Source organism: Peptoniphilaceae bacterium AMB_02 (assembly GCA_036321625.1).
Taxonomy (GTDB): Bacteria; Bacillota; Clostridia; order Tissierellales; family Peptoniphilaceae; genus Microaceticoccus; species Microaceticoccus formicicus.
Genome location: CP143259.1, coordinates 1,934,064 through 1,954,489 on the forward strand (window position 1 = coordinate 1,934,064; position 20,426 = coordinate 1,954,489).

Below are 20,426 nucleotides of genomic sequence, written 5' to 3' on the forward strand. Positions count from 1 at the left end.
TAATAATGCAGTTTAATTCTGCAACTCAAGGAGGTATCATTTGTTTAATAGTAATGACCCTTATGATGTAGAAATATGGCAAAATAATTATGAAACAACCGGTAAATTTCTAAAAGCTGATCCTTGGAAATATTTTTCTGACAATAACATGCTCATTTATTATGTAAGTGATTACGCCACTATGTGTTTTTGTGTTTTATCAAAACCGACAGAAGAACCCTTAAGTATAAAAATATTTGAAGACCAACGGATGGCATTAAACTACCTTGATGCTAAATATAAGAATAATATAAAAGATAATGATTTTTCTGATTATTATTTTGAGTACACCGAAGTCCTATTCGACAAGCCTGAAAATATACCCGAAGAACAATTAGAAATCTATTCAGATTTTAATGTGTTTACTAATAAGGAAGAGCTATTACCTCTCTATATTCTTAGAAATAGTGGCTTTAAACCTATTCTTTGCTGTTATGACGACCTTTTAATAATAAATGAAATATTGGAACAGGTGGTAGTGATTATTAATAAAATAAATTATGGTGAACTAAGTACCAATACCAATGAAGGCTTTTTTGGATATGTGTATTATAATCAAAATATCCATACTTGGGACTATGATGAAACCCATATTGATAGTGATTTTAACTCATTTCACCGTTTTTACCTAGATGGAGAAGAACTAATAAATGAAATTAAAGATACTCCTATAAATTCTCATTCAGTCGAGCTTGATTTGTTTTATTTAAATGGAGAAAAATATTGTATTTATGAAAGAAGACAAAAAAAGCTGTTAATTCTATCTTTTGTCGATAGAGAAACCCGTAAATTATTAGATTTTACAGTAATTGAAGAACCTGAGCGAGTCCCTTATATTATAGCCGACTTCGTTACCAATGACTACATTCCAAAATATGGACGAATGAAAAAAATATTATACAGAAGCAATATAGTTCTTCCATCACTAATAAAACTTTTTGGACTATTCGGTATAGATATGGAATACGATAATTTATATGCTACAGATGAATCCATTAATGAATTAGGCTTTATGTAATTGATAAAGGTAGTGTGTCAGAATAAATAAATTCTGATACACTACCTTTTTTAATTCATTTACTAGGTAGAGGAAGTGCCCACACTTCCACGTTTGTACGCTCATGAATTATTGGTATTTGATATTCAATGGAGCAAAGGTTAATTAGTTGCAAAAATGGAGCTGAGGCAGCTCCTCTACTTTCAAGCAAGAGTAATGGTTGCCTGGGTTTTCTCTCCCTCCGAGTTTGCTTCGCAAACCCACCTCCCTCGTCAGAGTGAGGCTTTCAAAGAGCTCTCAACTAAATCTATGAAAGAAGTAGAGGAAGTGCCCACACTTCCACGTTTATACGTTCATGAATTATAGGTATTTCATATTCAATGAAGCAAAGGTTAATTAGTTGCAAAAATGGAGCTGAGGCAGCTCCTCTACTTTCAAGCAAGAGTAATGGTTTCCTGGGTTTTCTCTCCCTCCGAGTCGCTTTAGCGACCCACCTACCTCGTCTGGCAGTCGAATTCTAGCCAATCACCTTGTTCTTGGGAATTCTTTGCATAAAACCTACCATAATTTCGAAATGCATCTCAATTGGTTAGGTTGTTAATGGAGGCTCTCAAAGATCTCAAAACTAAACCTATAAAAAAAGTAGAGGAAGTGCCCCCACTTCCACGTTTGTACTTCAACGTACCCATTTAATCTCAGGTATTATTTCTAAATAGCTCCTTTTCCCTAGGCTTTCAGTACATTTTTCATATTATTTAAAGACAGGGCGATGGTCGATGCATTGTGAATGAGAGCTGATGTTGTCGGCATCATAAATCCGCCTACGCCGAGCAGTATAAGAGCTGCATTTATCCCTACTATCCACTTATAGTTGGAGTCTATTCTTTTCATAGATTCCATACTTAATTTTCTAAATGTGACTAATAGATTTAAGTCATCCTTCATCATCATTACATCGGATATCTCTCTGGCGAGTTCCGCACCTTGGTCCATTGCAATACCGACATCAGCTGCCGATAGAGCCGGTGCATCATTTATACCGTCTCCAAGCATCGCAACTGTATTGCCATTATTTCTAACTTCTTCTACATAATGAGCTTTCTGATCGGGCAGTACCTGTGCATAGTATTTGTCGATTCCCACCTTTTCAGCAATCGAACTGGCTACTCTGTCATTATCTCCGGTCATCATAACAGTCTTCTTGATTCCAAGTTCTTTTAATCCGCTTACGACTTTTGCTGCCGACTTTCGTAAAGGATCTTCTATAAGCAAGACTGCCTCTAGTTTATCCTCAACTGCATAGAAAAGGTGCGAGTATTCTTTTGGAAGATTTTCATAAACTTCTAGATATTCTTCCCTTACATGACATCCTTCGTCCTGGAATATAAAGTGTTCACTTCCTACCATTACTTTAAGTCCATCCACATAAGACACTATGCCATGAGCTACTATATACTCTACATCGGAGTGCATCTCCTCGTGTTCCAAACCTCTTGCTTTTGCTTCGTTTACAACAGCTCTTGCAACGGAATGAGGGAAATGTTCCTCCAAACATGCAGCAATCCTGAACTTTTCGTTTACATCACCTGGACCAAAGTTTACGATATCTACAACTGAAGGTGTTGCTTCAGCGAGCGTGCCCGTCTTGTCAAATACTATTGTATCAGCTTCAGCCATGGCTTCGAGATATTTTCCACCCTTGATATTGATATCCAGCTGTCTACCTTCTCTTATAGCCGATAGAACGCTGATTGGTATTGCGAGTTTTAATGCACAAGAAAAGTCTACCAAAAGCACAGTCAAGGTCTTAGAGATATTTCTAGTGAGAAGCCATACCAAACCGGTTCCAATAAAAGTGTATGGTACAAGTCTATTTGCCAAATCCTCTGCCTTATTTTCAACTTTTGATTTTAAGTTCTCGGAATCTTCAATCATTTTGACAATCCTGTCATAACGTGTTGTTCCGGACAACTCTTTAACGCAAATGGTGATTTCACCCTCTTCAACAACCACCGTTCCGGCATATACATAGGAATCCACCTTCTTATGAACCGGCGTTGACTCTCCCGTAAGTGAAACCATGTTTACCATGGCATCACCCTCTACGACCAGTCCATCAAAAGGTATCATATTTCCCATGTTAACGACCACATTGTCTTCAACTTCTATAAGTGATGAATCAATAAGTGAGCTCTCTCCATTCGTCTTAATCCAGACCTTGCCGGTATTTAGTGCCATGGTATTTGCCAGGTCTGTAACTGACTTCTTATGAGTCCATTCTTCAAGTATTTCCCCAATAGTCAAAAGAAACATTATTGAGCCGGCAGTTTTAAAATCTCCAAGCAAGAACGAAGTTCCAATCGCTGTAGCATCGAGCACTGATACATCGACTTTCCCTTTTGCGAGCGACTTAAGACCTGTATAAATAAACTTTAAAGACCTTATGGCTATATATGCAAATCCAAATACCTGAGGCATAACAGATTTCATAAAATACCTTAAGGTTATCGTCTTAATCAGTTTTTCTTTGTATTCTTCATTTAATTTTCTTGAAGAATGCTTTCCAAACCTCTCAGGAACAGTGACATTCTCATAACTAAAATCATCCAGTTTTTTAAGTAGTGAATTTATGTTTCCCAAATATGTTATCGCCACCCCACCTGTTCTTAGGTAGGTTTTGACCGATGTTACAAATGGCAATCTCTTGAGGTAGTACTCAATACAATCAGCTTGATCAAAGCTTAGAGCACTGGATTTCATACGAATTCTTACCCTACCCTTAGCCATATGTTCTAGAGTATATTCCATATGTGACCTCCTCTTCTTTCATAGATTTACTTAAAAAGGACCTGAGCAAAATCAAGGTCCAATTTAAATTCTATTATTCGTTTGGCTCTTCAGTTTTATTCATTTCCTCAGCATATGCAGCTTGTTCTGTATTTTTATCAGTTTCGCTGTTGCCTTGAGCATAAGAAGCCTCTGCAGCAGCTTTAGCCGCTTCTCTTCTAGCTCTTTCTTCATTTATAAGTTTTGCTTCATAAATAATATCCTCAGTATGCTCTTGAACAGTGGTTGCTGTTTTCACTACCTCGTCCTTTGCACGAAGAGCTGCTGCCATACCCTTAGTATAGACTTTTTTAGCACGTTTTCCGGATAGTACCTTAATCCCTGCAGTACCGAAAAGTACACCTCCTAAAAATATTCCAACTCTTTTTAGTTTTAAATGGTCTAACATAAAATCCTCCTGTATGTATATATTTGATAATCCCTATATTCACGGAAGTTATACAGCCCTACCCCATGATATCGATTATCATTATCATTATAATTTTACCAAATATTTTTCTTTTTGTCACCATTTTGGAGATATATTTTAGTTATCACTAACCATCGTTAAACCTTGATATATACGGTAAATATAAAAGACATTTCACCCCGGTCATAAAGCACCGTTTTGAACTGTCTTTTTAAATATTTATTAATATAATGCGATTCTCTTTTCAGGAACTACATACATTTTATCTCCTTCTTTAACGTCAAATGCCTTATAAAAACCCTCAGATGAACTAAGGGCTGCATTTATTCTTACATTGTTTGGAGAATGTTCATCATGCTGAATCTGATCTTTAATCTCATCATCACTTACTATACTTGCAAATGAATACGCATAATTGGTATACATCTCCTTCAATGCATTTACATCATCTGACAGTATCGACGAAACTACGGAAATTCCACCAAGATCTGCTATATTTTCTCCAAGAGTGAGCTCGCCATCTACCTTGTGACCTGGTATAGCTTCAAAATTCCCGTAATATTCGATGAACTTATTAGAGAGTTTATTGAATTCATTATGGTCACTATCCGACCACCACTGTCTAAGATTACCTTTTTCATCGTATTTTGAACCATTGTCATCAAAAGCATGCGTAATCTCATGACCGATTACAGCACCTATGCCACCGAGGTTTTTAGCATAACTTTGATTTTCATCATAGAATGGTGCTTGAAGCATTGCTGCCGGAATCACGATATCATTTGTAAGATGATCATAATATCCATTTATAGTCTGTGGTGAAATACCCCATGCACTACGATCCACAGGAGTATTTACTTTCTCAGTTTCTAATTTTGCACTCCATTTATTTATAGCTACAATTTTGTCTATAAAACTACTTCCCTTGCCACTTGTTTTTATTACACCTTCATTAACCCAGGTCTTGTATTTATCTGGATATGCAATCTTTAACTGCATTGTTTCAAGTTTTTTAATTGCACCTTTCTTACCTTCTGCACTCATCCATGTCAAATTCTCAATTCTCTTTTTGTATGCTTCTACGATATCTTTAACTATTTTTTCTACTGCTGCTTTCTTTTCAGGAGAAAAACTTCGTTTTGCATATAAATCTCCTATTTCTTTCTCAGCCGCTTTCTTAACGGCATCCCATGCAAGGTCTTCCCCTTCGGATGGAAGCTGATTATACTCTGCATTAGCGCTTACATATTCATTATTTAAATATGGTGCATAGTCATTTAGCAACATGACTAGAGAGTAGTTCTTTAAAAGTTCCAGGTTTTCTTCTGTAATATATTTATTTAAAATCGGTAGCATTTTCGGATTTGTAACTATGATATTCTCGTATCCTGCTCGTCCACTATTCTCTAGATAAGAATTTACATTAAGATTTGGCATCTTCTCAGTAATCTGTGCAGATGTTAAATAGTTAATTACCTTTTCAGTATCATATAATTCATTCTTAGACAGTGAATTTTCTGCAAGTTCCTTCTTTAAATCTACAATCTTAGAGCTCCATTCTTTGGCTTTATTTGAGTCCATACCATTGATGCTTAGTAATTTCTCTATATATTCTTTCATTTTATCTATTGTTTCATCATCTTGCATATGCTCTTTTTTTGCGATAAGATGTGGGTCTTCCATCACTAATGCATGTACATTTGTATCTTTAACATTTGGTTCAGGATTTAGTGAAATTAAACTCTTACTGCCCAGCTCCTTTTGAATCTTCGCAATAGCTGAAAGATATGCATCGACAGAATTAGCTGCCTTTAATTCATCTATATATGTGGCAAGAGTACCAAGTCCAACTTTTTCTCTAGTTTGAGAGTCCAATGCACCTTTGTATAACTCGGCAATAGCTCTTTCTACAGTGCCTTCCTTGTACTCTTCCCTCTTATTTTTAAATCGTCAGAAGTTTTCATAAGGTCCTCTTCAATTTTGCTTTCCATATCTGCAAAATGATCCCATCCTTGAGAATCCTCTTCCTGTACTTTATCCTTTAACTTTTCATTTTTAACATATTCATAAAAATTATCTTACGGTCTAACAGTTTCATTCTTAGAGTCAGTCCCTTTTTCATCTCCCACTTCCTTGGAAGTATCTTCTTTAACTACATTTTCTGTGGTTTCACTCTTAGGTTTTACATCTGTTTTGGTCTTTTCTACATTTTTACCACAAGCTGATAATAATGCCGTAACTGAGATAATCCCAACCAGCATAATCGCTATAATTTTTTTATTCATATCATTCTCCTTTAATCATATTTCAATACTCAAATTAGAAAATTTATCTTCTTTCTAAAGGAATTATAAACTGGAAATATGTACAATTTATGAAGAAAGTATTACTTATTTAACTTCTAAAAATTATCTGTATCGGATGCAAATCCCATATCCTTGCAATGATTATTTTTTTAACCTATACTTAATATAAGAACCAGATATGGAGGTTAATATGCCATTATTAATAGTACATGACGACATTACAAAACTTGAAGTCGATGCCATTGTGAATGCTGCGAATAGAGAACTTAGCATGGGCGGAGGTGTTTGCGGTGCTATTTTCAGAGCTGCAGGACCCAGTCAAATGCAAGCTGCTTGCGATGCACTATCCCCTATAAAGACTGGCGAAGCAGTTCGTACTCCGGGTTTTAATCTGCCTGCAAAAAACGTAATTCATACTGCCGGACCTATATATGATGAATATCAAAGAAGTGAGTCTAAAAAACACCTGAGTGATGCATATCTGAATTCATTAGAAATCGCAAAAGTTGAAGGTTATGAAAGTATTGCCTTTCCTCTGATTTCAAGTGGAATTTATGGATACCCTAAGGCTGAGGCTTTAGAAGTTGCCACTGATTCGATTAAGAGTTTTCTGGATGAATACGACTTGGATGTCTACCTAGTAATTCACGATAGAGATACATTTGAAATAAGTAAAAGTCTTGAGGAAGAAGTATCGGAGTATATCGATAATAGGCTAAATATAATGCCGGTATCTGAAGAAATTACGAGATTTGAATATGAAAAATACCTTGAATCATATACTGTTCAAAGCATTGAAACGGATACAGAACCCACAAGAAAATCAGAGTCTAAAGACTTAGATGAAGTGCTATCTCAGTTGGATGATAGTTTTTCCACAACATTATTAAAATTAATTGACTCAAAATCCATGACAGATGTTGAGGTCTATAAAAGAGCTAATATTGATAGAAGACTGTTTTCCAAAATAAGATCTGATGAAAACTACTCTCCAAGTAAACGTACTGCCATAGCATTATCCATCGCTCTTAAACTAAATCTCAAAGAGACTAACAAACTGCTTGAACTTGCAGGATTTGCACTTTCTCCGAGCTGTATTTTCGATGTTATAATCGAATACTTCATTATAAACGAAAAATACGATATCTTCGATATCAACGAGGTACTCTTTAAATACGAGCAACCGCTACTAGGTAGTTAATTTGTCGCTTTGAAAGCGACCATCTTACACATCTTCCATGTTATTATCTAATTAAATAAAACAAGGAGGACAAAAAGATGAAAGCAAACAAAAAAACTATAACGGAATTAGTATTTATATTGGACAATAGCGGATCTATGGACGGACTGGAAAGAGATACAATTGGAGGCTTTAACTCCATGTTGGACAAACAGAAAAAGCTAAATGATGAATGTTATGTGACTACTATCCTTTTCAATCATGAGTTTGAAGTGCTTCATGAAGGTATCAGAATTGAAGATATCCCTCATATTACTGAGAGAGAATACTATGTAGGCGGCATGACAGCATTATACGACGCAGTCGCGATGACCATACAAAGAATGCCTCTTTACCGTGATTTGCCTAATAAAAAGAAACATAATCGCAAAGTACTTTTTGTCATAATCACTGATGGTCACGAAAACTCAAGTAGAGAGTACAGCCAGGCCGCTGTTAAATCCCTAATAGAGCATAGAAAATCTGAGTTTGGATGGGAATTCATCTTTCTTGGAGCAAATATCGATGCACCTAGCGTTGCAAAAGATATAGGAATTGATACAGAGCGTTCAGCTAATTACATTGCAGACAGTAAAGGAACGGAGCTTAACTTTAATATACTCGAGTCGATGATTTATGAATACAGAAAATTCGATAATATATCTGACAATCATTTGAATAAGATTAGAGATGATGAGAAAAAAAGAAGATAGAATGAAGGAGCTTTGAAATCTTCAGATTTCAAAGCTTTTTTTAATGTTTTGTTTTTGACCTACCTATAAAAAATGTGGTGTGAGAGGAAGTAGCGACGTGAAGATGTCATCTTTTGTTTTTTATGGCTCCATCTTTTGGCAGTCGAATTCTAGACAATCACTTCGTTCTTGGGAATTCTTTGCATGAAACCTATCATAATTTCGAGAAGCATCTCAATTGATTAGGTTGGAAAGGGAGCTGTCAACTCGGTTGACTGAGGGAGAGACTAGCAATGAAGAATTTGAAAAATTCAACTTTTATATTTTGAAATCTTTTCACTTGGTATACTGAATGTAACGACGTGAAGATTTCGCTTTGTGTAAATCTCTCCCTCCGAGTCGCTTTAGCGACCCACCTCCCTCGTCAGATGGAGGCTATGTGATTGCCCCACTTCCACGTTTGTGAGCTTTTTAGAGGCCTTCGAAGAATTCTACCTTTATATTTTAATCTGTTTTGTCATCATAATCTTAAATGTGCTTTTATCTAAGCACCCTCTATTCCTCAATTATTGCAATGGCTCTTACCGGAGAGCCGTCGCCGGACTTTATTTTTAACGGTAGACCTATGAACATAAAAGTCTTTGATTTAGGAATTTTGTCCAGGTTCACCAAATCTGTATAAGTTATTATTCCATGCTTCAATAACTCCCTTTCCAGTTCTTCGTCTAAGTCTCCGCCGACAAATCTCGGCTTGGATTTAAGAATCCTCTCGAGGTCTTCAATCCCAATCATTTCTTGAAAAAGTAATCCGATTCCCGGTTCCCAATCGTCTTTTCTGGCTACCAACTGAGCTTTTCCCATAAATCTCTCTATGGGTATTTCATCAATCGACTCCATGCCAATATGCATATGCGAAAAGGCATCTACATGAGTTCCCGTATGAGAGCCCATCTGAATATAGCTAAGCTCCCAAGTATGAGAGCTCATAGTTTGAACTTTTTCTATTTTCACTTCCGGATCTCCCGGGTAAACATGCATTCCTTCTTCTATTGTACGACTTAAATCAATTATCCTCATCACTCTCACACCCTTCTCTTTAGTAAAATTACCGTTCTTACTAATATCATTTTACCCAATTTTTCTTATATCTACTTTTTTGCAAAGAAAAAGAACTGAAAACTTAGTTCAGTTCAAAATCGTAGACTACGCCCAATTAGACCAGAATTCTTCTATAGTCTGCCAGCTTTTTCCAAGTTACTGTCTTTTATAACTTCAACTTTCTTACCTTTTATCTCTAATGTACTTTCTGTACTGAGATGGTGCTAAGCCTATTCTTTTTTTAAATATCCTACTGAAGTAGTAAGGATCATTATACCCTAAAAGTAAACTTATTTCCGAGATTTTATACCTGTCCTCGGCTAATAATACACATGCGATGTCCATTTTAATATCAATAAAATAATCTATAGGTCTTTTTTTCGTGTATTTATAAAATATATAGGAAATTCGATTTGTACATGTCTTGCAATGCTCTGCCAATATACTCAGGTCTATTTTCAGATTTGGATTGTCGTTCATAAAATCAATAGCATTAAACAAGATATCCAGGTCTTCATTAGCTCTTTCAGGCTTTCCAAATAATGTCCTGAAGAAGTCTTGAAATAAAAGATGGATTTGTATCTTATCCGGATATTCGGTCTTCTGAATTTCATATATGGAAAACAGTATCTCGTGGAGTTTCTTGGAACCTCCCAATATTACCCTAAACGAATCCACTTCCACATCCGAATAATAGAAAAGATTAATATGCTTAAATACTCCATCCTCGGTACACTTAAAAGATATCTTGGTACCGGCTTTTATATTAAAGAAACTATTTCCATCACAGGGATACTCAATTCCGTCCATAGTAATACATCCCTTATTCAAAGGCATTACTATGGCATTGTACACGGCAGGATATTCGACACTGTCTCTATGATGCTCAAATACCGAAACATGATTTAATCTCATATCTCCCAAATCATATAGTTCTTTTAATTTACTTAATATAATAACCTCACACCAGTTCTTTAAATTCCTATGTATTTTATCTTTTATATACTTTTTCTCGATTGTGTATTGTATTTAAAAATCACTGTAATAATATTATACCCCCACCGGTTAGTTATGTCTAATATGGTGAGGGTATATTTAAGTTTTATAAAATTCTAGTAAAATACCCGGATAAATTTATGCACCGGTCTTAGTTGCCTTGCTCTGTACTTCTCTTACTTTAGGCATTAGGATTATAATAATCAAAACTCCCTGTATTATCATCGTTAAATCCGGACTTATACCTGTTTGTCTGGACATAATATTCATGCCCGTTCTAATATAGGCAATTAAAAGTGATGAAAAGATAACCTTTATGGGATTTTGTTTTGCCATCAGTGCAATGAGAACTGCATCCCAACCAAAACCCGGCATTCCGAGCCAGTTAAACCTCTTAAATGCACTGAGAAGGTATAATCCTCCGGCCATACCGGATAGTGAACCTCCAATAAATTGAGAGAAGATGGAGATTAAGGGTGCATTTATGCCGAGATTCCCGGCGTATTTTAGATTATCTCCCGTAATTTTAAGCTTTAAACCGAATTTTGTTTTGTATAGTACAAAGTATATAAGGATTGCAAGTGCTATTGCTACTAAAATCCCCAAATCAATATTTCTAAATATAAAAGGCAATTTAGCTGTTTTGGGTATTTCTTTGGAGACTATCATCCCGGCATTCGGATCCCTCATATGATTGGTTAAGTAATAGTTGGAGAAATAAAATACTATATAATTAATCATTAGAGAAGCTATGATAATATCGGTTTTTAAGTATTCATCAACAAGCGCACATATAAGACTTACAATTCCTCCGGCGACTGCTGCCATTGTAATTACAAGAACGGGATGTAATGCAGAAGACACTATAAACTGAGTTGCTATTATGGACGCAGTTAATCCTCCCAATATAAAGGAACCTTCACCCGACAGATTAATCTTTCCGGAATAGAGCATCATGGTAAATCCAAGACCTGCTACCATCAGTGGTACAGTTAGAATGAGTACTTCTGTAATACTTCTGATACTACTCACCGGTCCTATAAATAAGTATTTTAATGCTGTAATAGACTCCCCGGTCATCATTATCATAGCTAATAGTAGGAGAGTAAAGGTAACTGCTATAATTGTTATTCCTCTTCTTTTAAGCCTTTCCACTTTTACCTCCAATTAGTTTTACTGCAATTTCAGATGCAGTAGTATCCCTTGTTTTTTTAACCTCTCTTATCATTCCGTCAATCACTATCCCAATCCTGTCGCAAATCTCTACTAAAGTATCCATCTCGGAACTTATTAGAATAGTTGCCGATCCGCTTTCAGCTTTTTCCTTTAGCAAATTCTTTAAATTATAAACAGATGCAATATCCAGTCCTCTCTCAGGTTCGTGAGCTATAATCAGTTTTGGGTTTACTGAAAACTCTCTAGCCATAATGAGTTTCTGGAGATTCCCACCGGACAAACTTCCTGCAGTGGCATTTTTGTCCTTACATTCTATCCTATATTTTTTAATACATTTAGCTGCATTTTGCTCTAGCTTGACCTTATTCAAAATACTCTCCGATGTCATTTCCGGATTTATAAGATTTTCTGAAATACTTAATGTTAAAGCAGCTCCCTCATTTATCCTGTCTCTGGGTATATACGAGATACCAGCATTTCTTCTTTTTATAGTGGAGTAGTTACTAATGTTTTCACCATCAAGGATTATTTGACCCTTGTTTCTTTCAAAGCCCATAATCCTTCCAATCAATTTCTCGCTGACTGCATTTTCAATTTCTGCAATCCCAAATATTTCTCCTCTTCCAATTTCAAGACAGTTTATCCCATCGATTTCTATTAATTCGCCGTCGCAGATTTCAAATCTTGTTCGTGTAATCTCTTTATCCTTTTCGGATTTTACAAAATCCAAGTAATCACCGGAAATCATTCTCTCTATTTCTTTTAATTCTGGCTTATCATGATAAAAACTCCCTATGACTTTCCCTTTACTCATTATGGTAATTCTGTCCGAGATTTCAACCATTTCTTCTAAATCATGAGATATGATTACTATGCTTTTCCCCGATTCTTTCAGCCTTTTTAAAATCTTAAAGAATTCATCTTTCTCTTCTATATTGAGTATGGTCGTAGGTTCGTCAAAGATAAGGATATCATTATTTTGATATAGAAGTTTTAGTATAATTGCCTTTTGTTTCTCCGACATATTGAGTTTTGAAGACTCTGTATCGAGATTCATATGTATTTTGTACATTTCAGATATCTTTGAAATTTCCGATTTAGTTTTATTCCTATCAAAAAATGAGAAGATAGACGAAAATTCGAAGCCAAGAGCAATATTTTCAAATACTTTCAGTTCATCAATGAGATGGGGTTCTTGCGGAGAATATCCTACATGGTTTGATGCTTTTGCCTCACCTTCATTTACCATTTCTATGCTTCCCGAATCATAATCAAGTAGACCGGACAGGATTTTCATAATAGTAGTTTTACCTGCACCGTTTTCCCCAATCAGTGCATGTATCTCACCCGGGTATAGATTAAGGTCTATATCTATATTTGCTCTTACTCCATTGGCATAGGTTTTATTCAGTTTTTTAATTTTGATAATTGGCTTGGCATCCATATTCTCTCTCCTTTATAACTGCTTAAATGTTATCATATGCGGAATATCATGTCTACATAGATTTTAGTTATTTATAAATGGCAGTATCTAGAGTTTATGGTATAATAAATAGATAGTATTTAAGTATTTTAGAGAAGGAGAATATATATGAACTGGAAAGACCAAAGAAACCTGACCATGCTTGCCGATTTTTATGAATTTACGATGGCAAATGGTTACCTTGAAAACGATATGCATGATATAGTTGCATATTTCGAACTTTTTTTTAGAAATGTACCTGATAACGGAGGTTTTGCTATAGCAGCTGGACTTGAGCAGGTTATTGAGTATATCCAAAATTTAGAGTTTACAGAAGAAGATATTGAATACTTTAAATCTAAAAATATTTTTTCAGAAAAGTTTTTGGATTATTTAAGAAATTTTAAATTTACATGTGATATCTGGGCTGTCCCCGAAGGAAGAGTTGTTTTCCCGAGAGAGCCTCTTGTAATCGTTAGAGGACCTGTAATTCAGGCACAGATGCTTGAAACCATGCTTCTACTGACTATAAATCACCAAAGTTTGATAGCTACGAAGGCCAACAGAATAGTTAGAGCCTCCCAAGGAAGAGCTGTTATGGAATTCGGATCCAGGAGAGCTCAAGGTGCGGATGCGGCAACATATGGTGCAAGAGCTGCATATATTGGAGGTGTGGTTGGTACTGCAAATACCATTGCAGATAGGGATTTTAATGTTCCGGCACTTGGTACCATGGCGCATTCTTGGGTGCAATTATTCCCAACTGAATTAGACGCATTCAAAGCCTATGCCAGAGTATTCCCTACCAATTGTGTACTTCTCGTAGATACTTATAATACTTTAAAATCCGGAGTACCTAATGCTATCAAGACATTTGACGAAGTATTAAAACCGCTGGGCATCAGACCTAAGGGAATAAGACTTGATAGTGGAGATATTGCATACCTTTCTAAAAATGCCAGAATTATGCTTGATGAAGCGGGCTATGAGGACTGTCCAATCGTAGCATCCAGCTCACTTGACGAATATAAGATTAGAGATATGCTGCTTCAGGGATCTAAACTGGATTCATTTGGCGTTGGCGAAAGACTTATTACCTCTATGACAACACCGGTATTTGGTGGAGTATACAAGATCGTAGCCATAGAAGAAGAAGGAAAAATAATACCTAAGATAAAAATCAGCGAAAATATAGAAAAGATTACAAATCCTGGATTCAAGAATCTTTACAGACTATATGACAGATCGACTAATAAAGCTGAGGCAGATCTTTTAACTTTACATGATGAAGTAATCGACGATACAAAACCGCTTGAAATATTCCATCCGATTCACACTTGGAAGAGAAAGACACTGACTAATTTCTACTCGGAAAAACTACTTGTTAAAATCTTTGAGAATGGTAATTTAATCTATGATATGCCAAGCTTGGATGAGATAAAGGAGTTTTGTCATAAGGAAGTAGAATCATTATGGGATGAGGTTAAGAGATTTGAATATCCTCACACTTATATTACTGACCTAAGCCTGGACCTTTGGACTATCAGAGATACAATGCTTGCCAGTAATGATAAAATTTAGAACAAAAAGAAACCTCGGAAGCACTAAGGCTTTCGAGGTTCGTTTTTATTTTACGCTCTCTATTATTCTTTCTATATCTTCGTTTGACTTACCAAAAGCTGATTGAACTTCAAGTTCGCCGGCAATCAATCTCTTTTCGGTTTCCTCTATTTCCATTTGTATATTTTCAGGGATCATCTTTTTATAATTGTCGTTCTTTATAAGCCCAACTGCACCTTCTTTTATTCCCAGCACTTCTTCCTCGCCAAATTTAAGCTCACCGTTTTTATACAGCTTGATGGCTCTTTCAATTGCCTTATCTACATTTTTAAGCATTGAAGTCGGGATATGAGCTGATCTTGGTTCTCCAACGAGTTCAGCTTGGTCTGAGTCAACTCCTATGGCATATTTATTTGCTTCAAGAGCTGCATCCAGCTGACCTAGTCCTGCAAGAGATGCTACATTGAAACCAACGTCGACTCCGTCATTTTGGTATTGAACAAGAGCAAGTGATTTACCCTTCGGAGCATCAAAGAAGTCATTAATGTAAGAAACCACAACTTTTACATTTGTATCGGCAGCTACAGCTCCCTGAATGTATCCAACTAAAAAGTCGTTTATAACCGGGTTTGACATGCCACCTAAGAATCCGATTTTGGATTCGCTTGGATCAATTTTCGGGTCACCTTCTACTTTGCTGAGTTTTGCCGCTAAATAGCCTGCCAAATAAGAACCTTCATTTTGTTTAAACTTTACCGAATAAACATTTCCATATTTTCCTTCAGTATAATCAAGTGCATCATCATATATGATGAACTTTTGTTTAGGATGAGCTTCAGCTACTTCCATTAGTGGTTCAACCATTTGCCAAGTACCAACTATTATAATATCCCAATCTCCTGATTCGGCATACTCGTATAGTGTCGGTAAATGTTTTGTAGTATCATCAGTCATCTCAACTGATTTATACTCAAAATCATCTTTAAGCTGAGCCTTTAGATTCGACAGTCCTCTCTCAGCAGAATCGTGAAAAGATTTATCACCTAGAAAACCGTTAACCAAATGAGCAACTCTGACTTTTCCCCTACTGACAATGATGTCTTTTTCCTTTTCCGGTTCCTTGGTTTCCAATGCACTTTCTTCAGAGATTGTCTTTTTCTCTTCGACTTTTGGAGTATCTTCTTTTGTTTCTGTTACATTTTTCGTTTTTTGTTCACATGCAGTGAATATAAGTACTAAACATAGTATAATTCCTAAAAAGTATTTAATCTTCTTCATAATCAATTCTAGAGATTTAGATCAAAAGACCTAAATCTCTAGCGCTACCTCCATCATATTAGTAAAACTTTTTTCTCTTTCTTCTGCTGTTGTAAGAGTTTGGTGTACTAGTGAATCTGAAACTGTAAGTATTGTAAGTGCATTTACCCCTGCCTTTGCAGCATTACAGAACAGTGCATAAGACTCCATCTCTACTGCAAGCACGCCCATTCCTGCCCATTTTTTCCAACTTTCCGGATTATCATCATAGAATATATCCGATGTCATGATATTTCCTACAAAATGTCTCAAGTTCTTCTCCTCAGCTATTTTTACAGCTTTATAAAGCAGTTCCCAAGATGAGATTGCTGAATAAGTTCCATTCAATCCGTATTGAGAAGCATAACTGGAGTTTGTACATGCAGCTTGTGCTATAACCAAATCATATAATTCAAGTTCAGGTAAATAAGCACCACAGGAACCGACTCTTATCAGATTTTTTACACCATATTCGTGAATTAATTCATAGGAATAGATACCTATAGAAGGAACTCCCATTCCTGTTCCCATTACAGAAACTTCTTTTCCCTTGTATTTTCCTGTAAATCCAAACATATTTCTTACAGTGTTAAACTGTTTTACATCGTCGAGAAAATTCTCAGCTATATACTTTGCTCTAAGTGGATCTCCCGGCAATAGTATTTTTTCAGCTATATCTCCCTTTTTTGCACTATTATGTGGTGTAGTCATATTAACCCTCCTATTTTTAATAATTAAATAACCATAAACAACTTGTAATATTGTTCACTTCTAGTATATCATAGATTCATGAACTGATTTATTAAATCTTTTTATAGCTTTAATATTGATATAATATGTAAATTATGAAAGGAATAAAATATGGAAACCAAGAGAATACTTATCGTAGAGGACGATTCTGAAATAAATAAATTATTATCTATAATAATCTCTGAGATGGGACATGATTTTGTTTCAGCCTACTCAGGTACAGAAGGCTTGTTGCAGCTGGAAAATCATGATTTCAACTTAGTTCTTTTAGATTTAATGCTGCCGGGCATGGACGGTATAGAAGTGCTTAGTGAAATCAGAAAAAAGTCGTCTATCCCCGTTATTATTATCTCAGCAAAGTCAGGAATTGAAGATAAGGTAAAACTACTTAAGATAGGTGCAGACGACTACATGACCAAGCCTATTGAAAGAGCAGAAGTAGAGGCCCGCATTGAGGTTCAACTAAGAAGAGAGGTTAATTTTAGGCATGATGATATGGATCTAATAAAATATAAGGAGATAAGCATAGATAATAATAAGCGAAAGGTGAGTCTTGATGGTGTGGTTGTCGAACTTACGAATTCCGAATATGACATCCTGCTCTTAATGGTACAAAGACCTGGTCATGCATTTTCAAAATCTGAAATTTACACAGGTATTTGGAATGGACCGTATTTAGGTGATGACAATACTATAAGTGTTCATATTTCAAATATTAGAAAGAAATTCTCCAAGATTACCTCAACAGAATACATCAAAACCATTTGGGGAATTGGCTTTAAACTGGAATAAAGTACCGAGCTGACAGTCATAGATTTTGATTGCCGGCTTTTTTTATACTTTAATCTTTATGATTTCTTTAAACTTTCTTTAAAGTATATTAAAACCGCTTATTTTATAATAAAGCCATAAGGAGGATCGAAATATGAATACAATAATAAAAACGGATAACCTTACAAGAGTCTATAAATCAAAAGCAGCATTAAGTGGCATAAATTTCAGTTTATATGAAGGAGATATATGTGCACTGATTGGAAATAATGGTGCCGGAAAAACTACTCTAATGAAAACAATAGCCGGAATAATATTTCCGAGTAGCGGAAGCTTCTCATTATTTGGAGATACAGGTTCGGAGGTTTTAAGGCAGAGAAAGAGAATAGGTTTTGTCTTGGAAAATAATTTCTTTGAAAATTATAATGCGTATCAAAATCTGGACTATTTCAGAAGACTAAAAGGTATAACAGATAAGAGAATAATTTCAGAAGTTCTAAGAATTGTAGATATGGAAAAAAACTCTAAAAAGAAATTTAAAGAGTATTCCACAGGAATGAAACAAAGACTCGGTTTGGCCCTAGCGCTTATGTCTCATCCGGATGTCCTCGTACTTGACGAACCTACAAATGGACTTGATCCTGAAGGAATAAATGATATGAGGAGACTTCTCGTAGATTTAAATAGAAACGAGAACATAACAATCTTAGTTTCAAGCCATATTCTTTCGGAACTTCAAAGTTTTGCAACCAGATTCGTCTTCATCGATGAAGGTAAGTTGGTTGGAGATATCAGCAGGGAAGAATTTGATAATTTGAACACCGGGAAAATCCTGGTTACAGTTGATGATGCAGCAAAAGCTTCTCAGATCTTAGAATCACATTTTGATAATATAAATTATTCGGTAATGCCAAACAATACCATCTCTATAACTGACAAGATAGAAATTAAGCAGGTCAGTAAGGTTCTTATAAATGCAAATATTGGTATTTACGAAATCAAAAATGTACATGAGACTCTGGAAGAACACTTTCTAAATACAGTAGGAGGCAAAAAATGATAAACTACTTAAATGCAGAAAATAATAGATTTTTAAAATCCAAGACTTTTCATATAACAAATTTAGTATTACTGTTATTGATAATAGCCGGAACAACTGCCGTCTATATATCTTCAGGTCAGGCACCGGAAAACGCCTCTCCTACTCCTGCAGATGTGTATTTTAGAATAACTCTCGGAATGGTTACAATGATAATATTTGTGAATATCATTTATGCATCTGTATTAAATTCAAAAGACCTGAATACAATTCCCCTCGCTCTACAAAACGGAGTTAGTAGGAGAGAAATATATATTACAAAGCTAATCATAATTCTCTTTTATATTCTAGTTACAGAAGCAGTTTTCATGGGTATAATTGTAGCATTTAGTGAACTGCTATTTAAGTCAGGAGATATGAAATTATTATCAAGATTCATTTTCTCATACTTAAATCTACTTCCTATGATAATAAGCTCCCTTGTGTTGACTTATGTACTAATAGTCAATAAAGTAAAAGAAATATTCGCAACAGGACTAGTGTTCTTATTGTTCGGTGGTCCACTGAAGTTTTTGATATTGATGATTGGCAATATATACCCGGACGTTCTAAAAATAATGCCCTACACGCCAACATATATTATAGAAAAGACAATATTAATGATTGCATTTGATAAGGTCGGTTTTTACAAAGAATCCTATTTAGTTGGATTAGTTATTACTGTATTGTGTTTAGGAATAAGTTATAATATATTTGTCAAAAGAGATTTTTAATAGATTTAGGAGATCGAATGATCTCCTAATCTTAATATAGAATAATAAAAAGAGGATCTAAAAATGATTTATTTTACAATTGCTTCGGTCATAGCTCTTATAATAGTCTCAGTTTTATTGTATCTTCATGTCCAAAATAAAAAGAGTATGACAAAACAGATAAGAGATATAATTGAATTTGAACAAACAAACTACAAAGTTCAGGACCTAGTCCCGCTCAAAACTTATAGTGAACTAAATTTTGAGATAAATAGACTACTTGAAAACATAACAAATGACAGAATCCAGTTCAATAAAAAGACCAAAGCATATCAAGAGGAAGTGCTCAATATTTCACATGATTTGAGAACACCCCTGACGTCAATGAAGGGATTTATGGATATTATTGAATCGAAATATCGAAATGGTGAAGATATTAGCGAGTATTTAGCAATTGTAGACAATAAAATTGAAGTCCTCAACAATCTGGTGGAAACTTTTTATGAAATATCTCAAATTGAGTCGGATGACTATTTAATAGAACCTGAGTTTTTAAATTTAAACGAACTGATATCCGATACCATGCTTGCATTTTACGGCGATTTTGAGATGAAGAAATTGGATGTCGAAATGAACCTTTCAGACGCATTACCGGATCTTTACCTGGACAGAAAGCTAGTCCTCCGTGTAATAACCAATATAATACAAAATATCTTAAAATACGGGAAAACTCACTGTGGAGTAAAAACAATATCTGCTGAAAATGCAATTCAATTGGTCTTCATAAACGACATAAGTGAAGATCTCGCACTAAATGAAGACCTTGAGAAAATCTTTAACAGATCCTATACAGCAGATAGTTCTAGAACCAAAGGCAGCCTCGGACTGGGTCTTGTAATAGTAAAAAAACTGGTAGAACTACAAAATGGTAGAATATCTCCACAACTGGAAGATAATATCTTCCGAATAACCATCGAATTTAAAAAGTAAAAACCTATAAAAAGATAGCCGAAATTA

Annotated in this window: 18 protein-coding genes and 1 pseudogene; 8 read left to right on the plus strand and 11 right to left on the minus strand. The window is 35.2% G+C overall.

Features of this window, described 5'->3' with window-relative positions; genetic code table 11:
• The first annotated feature begins 40 nt into the window (after positions 1–40).
• Positions 41–1,057 carry a hypothetical protein gene (locus VZL98_09260; protein WVH62880.1) on the plus strand — a complete coding sequence of 339 codons (1,017 nt, stop codon included), beginning with the start codon at positions 41–43 and terminating at the stop codon, positions 1,055–1,057.
• Positions 1,058–1,762: 705 nt separating this feature from the next.
• Here VZL98_09260 and VZL98_09265 read toward each other — a convergent pair.
• The 5 genes and pseudogenes from VZL98_09265 to VZL98_09285 form a co-directional block, all read right to left on the minus strand.
• Positions 1,763–3,844: a heavy metal translocating P-type ATPase gene (locus VZL98_09265; protein WVH62881.1), complete on the minus strand. Its 2,082-nt coding sequence runs from the start codon at positions 3,842–3,844 to the stop codon at positions 1,763–1,765.
• Between the two features lie 73 nt (positions 3,845–3,917).
• Positions 3,918–4,271, minus strand: a complete 354-nt coding sequence (locus VZL98_09270) for a DUF6110 family protein (protein ID WVH62882.1) — start codon at positions 4,269–4,271, stop codon at positions 3,918–3,920.
• Between the two features lie 243 nt (positions 4,272–4,514).
• Entirely contained in the window at positions 4,515–5,291 is a 777-nt protein-coding gene (locus VZL98_09275; protein WVH64558.1) for a M13 family metallopeptidase, read from the minus strand.
• A pseudogene (locus VZL98_09280) lies at positions 5,280–6,209 on the minus strand (hypothetical protein). Before VZL98_09280 ends, VZL98_09275 begins: the two are co-directional and overlap by 12 nt.
• 161 nt (positions 6,210–6,370) lie before the next feature.
• A complete protein-coding gene (locus tag VZL98_09285; protein ID WVH62883.1) occupies positions 6,371–6,577 on the minus strand; it encodes a hypothetical protein in 207 nt (68 codons plus the stop codon).
• Positions 6,578–6,788: 211 nt separating this feature from the next.
• Between VZL98_09285 and VZL98_09290 the strand changes: the two genes are divergently transcribed.
• Together VZL98_09290 and VZL98_09295 are read left to right on the plus strand one after the other, a co-directional pair.
• Positions 6,789–7,799 carry a macro domain-containing protein gene (locus VZL98_09290; GenBank protein ID WVH62884.1) on the plus strand — a complete coding sequence of 337 codons (1,011 nt, stop codon included), beginning with the start codon at positions 6,789–6,791 and terminating at the stop codon, positions 7,797–7,799.
• A 77-nt stretch (positions 7,800–7,876) separates the two neighbouring features.
• The gene (locus tag VZL98_09295; GenBank protein WVH62885.1) at positions 7,877–8,530 is read left to right on the plus strand and encodes a vWA domain-containing protein; all 654 of its coding nucleotides are present in this window, start codon (positions 7,877–7,879) and stop codon (positions 8,528–8,530) included.
• A gap of 534 nt (positions 8,531–9,064) precedes the next feature.
• Here VZL98_09295 and VZL98_09300 read toward each other — a convergent pair.
• From VZL98_09300 to VZL98_09315, 4 genes are all read right to left on the minus strand, one after another.
• The gene (locus tag VZL98_09300; protein WVH62886.1) at positions 9,065–9,586 is read right to left on the minus strand and encodes a cyclase family protein; all 522 of its coding nucleotides are present in this window, start codon (positions 9,584–9,586) and stop codon (positions 9,065–9,067) included.
• A gap of 204 nt (positions 9,587–9,790) precedes the next feature.
• On the minus strand, positions 9,791–10,522 hold the full coding sequence (locus VZL98_09305) for an AraC family transcriptional regulator (GenBank protein ID WVH62887.1): 732 nt from the start codon (positions 10,520–10,522) through the stop codon (positions 9,791–9,793).
• Between the two features lie 219 nt (positions 10,523–10,741).
• On the minus strand, positions 10,742–11,758 hold the full coding sequence (locus tag VZL98_09310; GenBank protein WVH62888.1) for an ABC transporter permease: 1,017 nt from the start codon (positions 11,756–11,758) through the stop codon (positions 10,742–10,744).
• Positions 11,745–13,223, minus strand: a complete 1,479-nt coding sequence (locus tag VZL98_09315) for an ATP-binding cassette domain-containing protein (GenBank protein ID WVH62889.1) — start codon at positions 13,221–13,223, stop codon at positions 11,745–11,747. Before VZL98_09315 ends, VZL98_09310 begins: the two co-directional genes overlap by 14 nt.
• Before the next feature lie 147 nt (positions 13,224–13,370).
• Here VZL98_09315 and VZL98_09320 point away from each other — a divergent pair, with 147 nt between their 5' ends.
• Entirely contained in the window at positions 13,371–14,822 is a 1,452-nt protein-coding gene (locus VZL98_09320; GenBank protein ID WVH62890.1) for a nicotinate phosphoribosyltransferase, read from the plus strand.
• A 45-nt stretch (positions 14,823–14,867) separates the two neighbouring features.
• On the opposite strand, the gene VZL98_09325 is transcribed toward VZL98_09320, so the two are convergent.
• Positions 14,868–16,079, minus strand: coding sequence for a BMP family ABC transporter substrate-binding protein (locus VZL98_09325; protein WVH62891.1), 1,212 nt, complete (start codon positions 16,077–16,079; stop codon positions 14,868–14,870).
• 30 nt (positions 16,080–16,109) lie between these two features.
• Positions 16,110–16,808 carry a purine-nucleoside phosphorylase gene (gene deoD, locus VZL98_09330; GenBank protein ID WVH62892.1) on the minus strand — a complete coding sequence of 233 codons (699 nt, stop codon included), beginning with the start codon at positions 16,806–16,808 and terminating at the stop codon, positions 16,110–16,112.
• Positions 16,809–16,958: 150 nt separating this feature from the next.
• On the opposite strand from deoD, the gene VZL98_09335 reads away from it, so the two are divergent.
• The 4 genes from VZL98_09335 (at position 16,959) to VZL98_09350 (ending at position 20,399) form a co-directional block, all read left to right on the plus strand.
• Positions 16,959–17,639, plus strand: coding sequence for a response regulator transcription factor (locus tag VZL98_09335; protein ID WVH62893.1), 681 nt, complete (start codon positions 16,959–16,961; stop codon positions 17,637–17,639).
• 133 nt (positions 17,640–17,772) lie between these two features.
• On the plus strand, positions 17,773–18,678 hold the full coding sequence (locus VZL98_09340; protein ID WVH62894.1) for an ABC transporter ATP-binding protein: 906 nt from the start codon (positions 17,773–17,775) through the stop codon (positions 18,676–18,678).
• The gene (locus tag VZL98_09345) at positions 18,675–19,430 is read left to right on the plus strand and encodes a hypothetical protein (GenBank protein ID WVH62895.1); all 756 of its coding nucleotides are present in this window, start codon (positions 18,675–18,677) and stop codon (positions 19,428–19,430) included. Before VZL98_09340 ends, VZL98_09345 begins: the two co-directional genes overlap by 4 nt.
• Before the next feature lie 63 nt (positions 19,431–19,493).
• The gene (locus VZL98_09350; GenBank protein ID WVH62896.1) at positions 19,494–20,399 is read left to right on the plus strand and encodes a HAMP domain-containing sensor histidine kinase; all 906 of its coding nucleotides are present in this window, start codon (positions 19,494–19,496) and stop codon (positions 20,397–20,399) included.
• Positions 20,400–20,426 lie beyond the last annotated feature (27 nt).

What these genes read in the sequence shown, in the direction of transcription:
- VZL98_09350 (WVH62896.1), top strand. Translation starts at nt 19,494, where the DNA reads ATGATTTATTTTACAATTGCTTCGGTCATAGCTCTTATAATAGTCTCA.
- VZL98_09315 (WVH62889.1), bottom strand. Translation starts at nt 13,223, where the DNA reads ATGGATGCCAAGCCAATTATCAAAATTAAAAAACTGAATAAAACCTAT.
- VZL98_09345 (WVH62895.1), top strand. Translation starts at nt 18,675, where the DNA reads ATGATAAACTACTTAAATGCAGAAAATAATAGATTTTTAAAATCCAAG.
- VZL98_09275 (WVH64558.1), bottom strand. Translation starts at nt 5,291, where the DNA reads ATGCAGTTAAAGATTGCATATCCAGATAAATACAAGACCTGGGTTAAT.
- VZL98_09340 (WVH62894.1), top strand. Translation starts at nt 17,773, where the DNA reads ATGAATACAATAATAAAAACGGATAACCTTACAAGAGTCTATAAATCA.
- VZL98_09270 (WVH62882.1), bottom strand. Translation starts at nt 4,271, where the DNA reads ATGTTAGACCATTTAAAACTAAAAAGAGTTGGAATATTTTTAGGAGGT.
- VZL98_09320 (WVH62890.1), top strand. Translation starts at nt 13,371, where the DNA reads ATGAACTGGAAAGACCAAAGAAACCTGACCATGCTTGCCGATTTTTAT.
- VZL98_09295 (WVH62885.1), top strand. Translation starts at nt 7,877, where the DNA reads ATGAAAGCAAACAAAAAAACTATAACGGAATTAGTATTTATATTGGAC.
- VZL98_09305 (WVH62887.1), bottom strand. Translation starts at nt 10,522, where the DNA reads ATGAGATTAAATCATGTTTCGGTATTTGAGCATCATAGAGACAGTGTC.
- VZL98_09300 (WVH62886.1), bottom strand. Translation starts at nt 9,586, where the DNA reads ATGAGGATAATTGATTTAAGTCGTACAATAGAAGAAGGAATGCATGTT.
- VZL98_09290 (WVH62884.1), top strand. Translation starts at nt 6,789, where the DNA reads ATGCCATTATTAATAGTACATGACGACATTACAAAACTTGAAGTCGAT.
- VZL98_09335 (WVH62893.1), top strand. Translation starts at nt 16,959, where the DNA reads ATGGAAACCAAGAGAATACTTATCGTAGAGGACGATTCTGAAATAAAT.
- deoD (WVH62892.1), bottom strand. Translation starts at nt 16,808, where the DNA reads ATGACTACACCACATAATAGTGCAAAAAAGGGAGATATAGCTGAAAAA.
- VZL98_09265 (WVH62881.1), bottom strand. Translation starts at nt 3,844, where the DNA reads ATGGAATATACTCTAGAACATATGGCTAAGGGTAGGGTAAGAATTCGT.
- VZL98_09325 (WVH62891.1), bottom strand. Translation starts at nt 16,079, where the DNA reads ATGAAGAAGATTAAATACTTTTTAGGAATTATACTATGTTTAGTACTT.
- VZL98_09285 (WVH62883.1), bottom strand. Translation starts at nt 6,577, where the DNA reads ATGAATAAAAAAATTATAGCGATTATGCTGGTTGGGATTATCTCAGTT.